Annotated in this window: 5 protein-coding genes and 1 pseudogene; 5 read left to right on the top strand and 1 reads right to left on the bottom strand. The window is 54.6% G+C overall.

Annotated features, from left to right (window positions below):
- The first annotated feature begins 287 nt into the window (after nt 1–287).
- From JE47_RS0118875 to cofC, 4 genes are all read left to right on the top strand, one after another.
- Nucleotides 288–1040 (top strand): SURF1 family protein, encoded by a 753-nt coding sequence (locus JE47_RS0118875; protein WP_031461243.1) that lies wholly within the window; start codon nt 288–290, stop codon nt 1038–1040.
- Nucleotides 1041–1202: 162 nt separating this feature from the next.
- Entirely contained in the window at nt 1203–2054 is an 852-nt protein-coding gene (locus JE47_RS0118870) for a tetratricopeptide repeat protein (protein WP_031461242.1), read from the top strand.
- A 51-nt stretch (nt 2055–2105) separates the two neighbouring features.
- Complete coding sequence (cofD, locus tag JE47_RS0118865; protein ID WP_031461241.1) at nt 2106–3050, top strand: 2-phospho-L-lactate transferase; 945 nt, start codon at nt 2106–2108, stop codon at nt 3048–3050.
- A gap of 17 nt (nt 3051–3067) precedes the next feature.
- Nucleotides 3068–3670 carry a 2-phospho-L-lactate guanylyltransferase gene (cofC, locus tag JE47_RS0118860; RefSeq protein ID WP_031461240.1) on the top strand — a complete coding sequence of 201 codons (603 nt, stop codon included), beginning with the start codon at nt 3068–3070 and terminating at the stop codon, nt 3668–3670.
- Between the two features lie 92 nt (nt 3671–3762).
- Here cofC and rarD read toward each other — a convergent pair whose 3' ends face one another.
- Nucleotides 3763–4674: an EamA family transporter RarD gene (gene rarD, locus JE47_RS0118855; protein WP_031461239.1), complete on the bottom strand. Its 912-nt coding sequence runs from the start codon at nt 4672–4674 to the stop codon at nt 3763–3765.
- A gap of 315 nt (nt 4675–4989) precedes the next feature.
- On the opposite strand from rarD, the pseudogene JE47_RS0118850 reads away from it, so the two are divergent.
- Nucleotides 4990–7100: pseudogene (locus tag JE47_RS0118850) on the top strand (Ig-like domain-containing protein); the annotation flags it as partial.

The raw sequence follows: 7100 nt of genomic DNA, 5'->3' as shown, positions 1-7100 counted from the left end.
GGCCCGTGCACCGGATGATCGTATCGGTCGGGAGTCATCTTCAGCGGATGCGTGGTATTCATTGGTTTCACTCTGCTATTGCATCGTCCGAATCATGGTGGTGACCCGAAGCTGAGCGCGCTGAAAATCTTTAATTCTCCACCCGTACCTACTTTCTGCCTTGATCTTATCTGGCGCCCCTCACCCGCCTGTGATCCGCTAATCGTGGTATCATTTGTTGTAGCAGATGTTACCTGCGACGACATTGCTGCATCATGATAGATAGATAACCTGGAATTGTGCTGACTATGACATCAACAACCGTTGGCGGGTATCATCATCTCTTGCGGGGTTGGTGGATCGCCAAACATCTGTTCGCAGTGGTTATTTTCGTCACCCTCATGAGCCTTGGTTTCTGGCAGCTTGATCGGCTTGGTCAACGGCGTGCAGCGAATGCGGCCCGTCTTGCCGCGCTCGAGCAACCGACAATTCCGCTTACCGCAACAACCGATCCGGCTACCGTCATTGGGCGGCGCGTGGTGGTCAGCGGTACGTTCCGCAATGAAGAGAGCGTGGTCTTACGAGGGCGTCGTTCGGATAATGGTGTTGATGGTGTACATTTGCTCACACCCTTGCAAATTGCCGGGAGCGAACAGGCGGTACTGGTTGATCGGGGATGGATTCCATCCGCACAAGGAGCAGCGACCGCATATGCCGTAACGCGCAAGGTAACGATTGAAGGAATCGCGCGTGCTCCACAGGTGCGGCCTGATAGTCTGTTGGCCGGGCGCGATCTACCACTACCGGGTGAAACGCGCATCAATGCCTGGCTGCGAGTCGATGTACCGGCTATTCAGCGTCAGGTCGGTGTGCCGTTGTTACCGCTCTTTATCGAGCAACTTCCTGACGGTAGCAGCGGTCTGCCGCGACCGCCTGATCCGTACCGTCTGGATGAAGGGCCACACCTTGGTTATGCGCTACAATGGTTTACCTTCGCCGGAATTGTTGGTGTAGGTTATATCTTCCTGTTGCGTCAGGAATTACGACCCAGGAAAGATTGACAATTGATTTCTTCGCCATCGCCCTTCTCGCTTTCTAGGTTGCGTCAGGAATTACGACCCAGGAAAGATTGACAATCTTCTTACATATTACAGACACTTCTTCAACAGCTTTTCTGGTACACTACAACGCAGAGATATACTATCGGTGCAAGGAGAGAAAGAATGGCCATCGGAGTTTCGAATAAAGTTGGTGTAAACGTCACCCAAACTGCCGTGATTGATGTGAGCGAAGCTACCTTCGAGCGTGAGGTGTTGCAACGCTCGCAAACGGTGCCAGTTGTCATTGACTTCTGGGCGCCGTGGTGTGGGCCTTGCCGTGTGTTGGGGCCAACACTCGAACGGCTGGCCCGCGAGGCTGATGGCGCCTGGGTTTTGGCGAAAATCAATGTCGATGAAAATCCGCGTCTGGCCCAAATGTTCCGGGTGCAGGGTATTCCGGCAGTTAAAGCAGTTTATCAGGGAAAAATTGTTGACGAGTTTACCGGTGCTCTCCCCGAGAGTCAGGTGCGGGCCTGGTTGAAGCGAATCGTTCCGGATCGCAATGCCGATCTGCTGGCAATGGCACAAGCGCTCGAAGCGACGAATCCGGCAGAGGCAATTGCCCGTTATCGTCTAATCTTAGGTCAAGACCCGAAGAACGAGACAGCTTTGTTCAATTTGGGTCGGTTGCTCACATTGCGCGGCGATCCAGAGGGGATTACCACTCTCAAACAAGTGCCAGCAGGGAGTCCCTTTGGTGGGCGAGCTATTGCCGGATTAGCCATCGCCGATCTGGTTAGTGCGCCGACCGAACCGGCTGAAGGAAGTGAAGGCCTCTATCGGCAGGCGGCAGCAGCGGTACGTAATGGCGATTACGCTACCGCGATTGAACATCTGCTGACGTTGGTCGGTCGTGATCGGGCATTTCGCGACGATGGTGCTCGGAAGGCATTGCTGGGTCTTTTTGCGTTGCTTGGCGATGATCATCCGCTGGTAGGTCCGGCGCGACGGCGGCTGGCAAATCTGTTGTTCTGAAACAATGCCGGTGTGCGTTGGCACGCCGGCGTGTTCTGCGATACCCTACCTATGATTGTTGTCCTCGCCGGCGGTGTAGGCGCCGCTCGTTTCCTGGAAGGACTGGCTGCAATTGTCGCGCCAGAGCGAATCGTCGCCGTGGTGAATACCGGCGACGATATGATCATGCATGGCTTGCACATTTCCCCCGATCTCGACATTGTGACCTGCACCCTGGCTGGTGTGATCGACCGCGATCAAGGTTGGGGCATTGCCGGTGATACTGACGAATGCATGCGGTGGCTGGGGCGATTGGGTGCCCCCACCTGGTTCAAGCTCGGTGATCGTGATCTGGCATTGCATATATACCGCACGGCTCGTCTACGCGCTGGGGCCACCCTCTCGCACGTCGCCGACGAAATTCGGCGTGCGTTGGGGGTGGGAGTGAACATTATCCCGATGAGTGATGAACCGGCGCCAACCCATGTGATAACCGATCAGGGGGAGCTGCACTTTGAAGAGTACTTTGTCCGTGAACGTTGTCAGCCGACGGTGCACGCTGTACGTCTCCACGCTGCCGGGCCGGTGCGACCGGCGCCTGAATTGTTGCCGTTTCTGTCTAGAGCCGAGGCAATTATTATCGCGCCGAGTAATCCGGTAGTCAGCATTGGGCCAATTCTGGCCATCGCAGAGCTACGCACAGCCATTGCCTCTAGTCACGCGCCGGTTGTAGCCATCAGCCCGATTGTGGGCGGTGCGGCGATCAAGGGGCCGGCAGTGCCACTAATGCGGTCGGTCGGTCTCGAACCAACCGCGTTGGGAGTAGCCGAGGCGTATATTGACGTCATCGATGGGATTGTGATCGACAATGTTGATGCGCACCTGGCACCGGCAATTGAAGCGCGTGGGATTAAAACGCTGGTCACTGACACCATTATGCGAGGGATGCCGGAGAAGATGGCGCTCGCACGGGCAACGCTCGAACTGGCGGGCCTTGTTGCAATGACACCCCACTGACAGCAAAGGTAGCGTGCGTGATCGGGATTGTTGTTCCTGTCAAACGCTTACAACAGGCTAAATCGCGTTTGAGCGGGTTTCTGGAACCGGCAGCACGACAGCAACTTGTGATAACCCTGGTGCGTCACGTGATCAATACCGTTTACCGTTCCATCGTTTCGCAGTCTATTCCGGCACGTATCTGGCTGGTCAGTCCTGATCCGACCCTACGTGACGTTACTGATAATAAGGATGTGGAATGGTTTCCTGATCCGGTTGAGGAACTGAATGCGGCGCTTACTGTGGCACGTCATCATCTACAGCAGTGTGGTTGTTCGTCAATGATGATTCTGGCCGGCGATCTTCCTTTTTTGACCGTCGATGATGTACGTTTACTCATAGCAGCACTCACCAATTATGATGTAGTACTGGCACCCGACCAGGAACAACGCGGCACCAATGCGTTGGGGGTACGATTGCCTTCTCTGCTTCCATTCGGATTTGGAACGGATAGCGCTGCGCATCATCTGCGCAGCGCAGCGCGTCTCGGCCTTCGTGTTCACCTAGTTCACACGCCAACCCTGGCCTTCGATCTCGACGATGGTGAACGGCTCCAACAGTACTACCGCAGTCTGGCTTGATGGTAGCGAGCTGGGCTGACTGCCCGTGCATCCAGGTCGCATGAATCGCGATGCACGTTCATCGGCGTTCACCTGACCCATCGTGAACAGATTTATCCCCGCTTCTGCTCTGGCGGTGTGATCGGCTGATAGCGACGAGCGGCCAGGATGCTGTCTCCCGTATAGATGACCAACGCGGTCCAGATTGCGCTGAAACCGATCAGTTGGACAGTAGAAAATGGTTCGTTATACACCAACACCCCCAATAAGAGTTGCAGCGTTGGGGCAAGATACTGCAAAATACCAATGGTCGTGAGGGGAATACGTTGGGTTGCGGCACCAAAAAAGAGCAGTGGCGCAGCGGTCACCACACCGGTACTGATCAACAAAAGCCATAAACCGGGATCGTGATGGATACCGCCGTTATGACCGGCCAGCCAGCTCAGCCAGAGAACCGCTGGCGGAAACATCCAGAGCGTCTCGACGGTAAGAGCCTCAAATGATCCAAGAGGCGTCTGCTTGCGTAGAAGGCCGTAGAAGCCAAACGATAAAGCCAGTGCCAGGGCGATCCACGGCAACGAACCGGCATTGTAAGTCAACCAGGCGACGCCGGTTGCGGCAATTACAATTGCCAACCACTGCGCTAGACGCAATCGCTCGCGCAGCACGATGACGCCAAGTGCAATACTCACCAGCGGATTGATAAAATACCCCAGGCTGGCCTCAACAACGCGATTAATCTGTACAGCCCACACATAGACACCCCAATTCACTGCCAGAAGTGTTGCACTGGCCAGGTACGTTAGCCGCAAACGGCGCTGTTGCCGTATAATCTGCAACCAGTTCCATTGCCGTCGCACTGCCAGTACTCCCAGTAGGAACAGAAGCGACCAAATCATCCGATGAGCCAGAATCTCGGTGGCCGACGCCCCATTCAGCGCTTTCCAGTACACCGGCAATAATCCCCAAAGTGCGTAGGCGGCGATAGCAGCACCAATGCCTTGTAACGTTGTTTTGTGGGTCATCGTTATTCCTTGCGATAAAATGTAGTACTACAATTTCTCGTAAAACGGTTCTTCTCTCATTTCTGACAAAATATTCAGATTGAGAATGAAATATTATTAATGTTCTACCGCTCTCGGTACCTCCGTCTGGTGATTGATCGCATACCCAAGGGATGATCCACTCAGTGCCATCGTGACACACTTTCTATTGATAACACTTTTCTCACCTTAAGCACAAACAGGCGATCATCCGGCTCTTCGGTAATGCTTCGGTATGGGGGTTCGGTTAAAATTCGGTTGAATCGAAGCTCTACATCGTAGTTTGGGAGAAGAGCCATGAAACGCCCGATACTGCAAGCAACGCTCTCACTGGTGCCTATTGTCTCTTTGCTCGTCATTTGGTCGCTCACGACGTTACCGGCCCTGGCTGCCAGTAGCACCTGGATTGGTGGAAATGGCAACTGGAACGATCCGGCTAATTGGAGTAATGGGGTGCCCCAGAGCCGAAATGATGTGGCGATTTTTCCGAATGCGTCAATGCCACGTGCGGTTAATCTTACCAGTACGATTGAGATTGGTGAAGTGCGTTTTGATAGTGCCATGCCTTATGCGCTTGTGAGTAGTGGTGGTACTGGTAGCCTGTACTTTCCTCCCGCTAGCGCCGGTACTATTCGTGTCTTGCAGGGTAATCATAGCATCTTTGCAACAATTGATTTGCAGAAAACTGTCTCGTTCGATATAGCTGCTAACAGCAGTTTATTTATCTACAATCCCAACAATCTCCTCCGTGGCAGTGGCGGTATTACCAAGACTGGCGAAGGTGATCTCTATCTGTTAACTGCCAACGAACACAGGGGTAAGACGATCATCAATGGTGGTGGGCTCATGTTTGCCCACGATCAGGCCTTTGGTACATCTAAACTTGACCTGCTCAGTGGAAAACTGGTTGCTATGGGTGGTGATCGTCTGGTCGCAAATCAGATCACCTCGCTCAATAATGGCTTTACATTTGATAGTACCGACTATCGCCTCAGTTTCAGTACCCCTCTTTCGTTACCGGGTAACCGCGAGATCACAGTTGAAGGTGATGTCACATTCGCAAAAATTACCGATCCGGCTGGCTCGCGGAATCTGCGCAAGAACGGGACAGGTGATCTCTCGATCAATCTGACCGCGAGCGGCTCTAATATCGGTTCCTTTGTGCGCAATCAGGGCAGTGGCCGGCTCAACCTCTACGGATCGGGAACGGTCGGGGCGATTGTGTATAACCCAACCTCTGGCGGTGGTGAAATCGGTATCGGCGATTACCGCGATCTCACTACTGGTACAGTCATTCGTCGCCGTGGCGAACTCTTTGTGGAGGGTGATGGCAGCGGTGTGCGCCTCCATAGCTCAAATATCAGCCTGCACTTTGAAGTCGGTCCCGGCGGCGATAGATTGGTGCTGAATAATACCACGAACAATCGTACCAACAACGCCAATATTGAACTGATAGGCTCAGGTAATCCGGCAGGGGCCGCCCTAACGCTAGCTCTTGTTCCAGGTTATACTCCTACTGTTGGTAATACGTGGACAATTATCGACCACCAGAGCGGCGGGTCTGGCGGGATTATTGGCACATTCCGCGATTTGCCCAACGGTGCGGTGATTAATGTCGATGGTTATCCGTTCCAGATTGTCTATACCACGAAACAGGTTTCACTGGTAGCGTTACCAACCCTAGTCTTAGAGATGCGTGGCGGTAACAACCAGAGCACCGTGATCAATACCGACTTTGCCCAGCCGTTGCAGGTCTGGGTTGGCGATGAGCACGGTAATCCGTTGCCGGGTGTCTATGTGGGCTTTACCGCACCCGCCGGTGGCGCCAGTGTTACCTTTCCAGGTGGAAATGGTGCAGTAAGCAATACGAATGGCATAGCTCAGGTACCGGTGCGTGCTAACAACATTGTCGGAACATATACCGTTACGGCGAGGGTTGGCAGTGCTGAGGTCTATTTCACGCTGACCAACATTGACCCGACGGCAACTGCCACTGCAACGGCAACGCCGGAGCCGACCGCCACTGCAACGGCAACTGCCACTGCAACGGCAATGCCGGAACCGACCGCCACTGCAACGGTAACGCCGGAACCGACCGCCACTGCAACGGTAACGCCGGAACCGACCGCCACTGCAACGGCAACACCGGAACCGACCGCCACTGCAACGGCAACGCTGGAACCGACCGCCACTGCAACGGCAACGCCGGAGCTAACGGCGACGGCTCTGCCGACGGCGACCACGTCACCGGTTCCGACGGCAACCACGTCACCGGTTCCGACGGCAACCACGTCACCGGTACCGACGGCGACCACGTCACCGGTACCGACGGCGACCACGTCACCGGTTCCGACGGCAACTACGTCACCGGTACCGACGGCAACTACGTCACCGGTACCGACGGCGAC

The organism is Chloroflexus sp. MS-G, assembly GCF_000735195.1.
Classification (GTDB): Bacteria; Chloroflexota; Chloroflexia; order Chloroflexales; family Chloroflexaceae; genus Chloroflexus.
The sequence above is the reverse complement of the archived record's forward strand: the minus strand, read 5'-3'. Positions and strand labels throughout refer to the sequence as shown.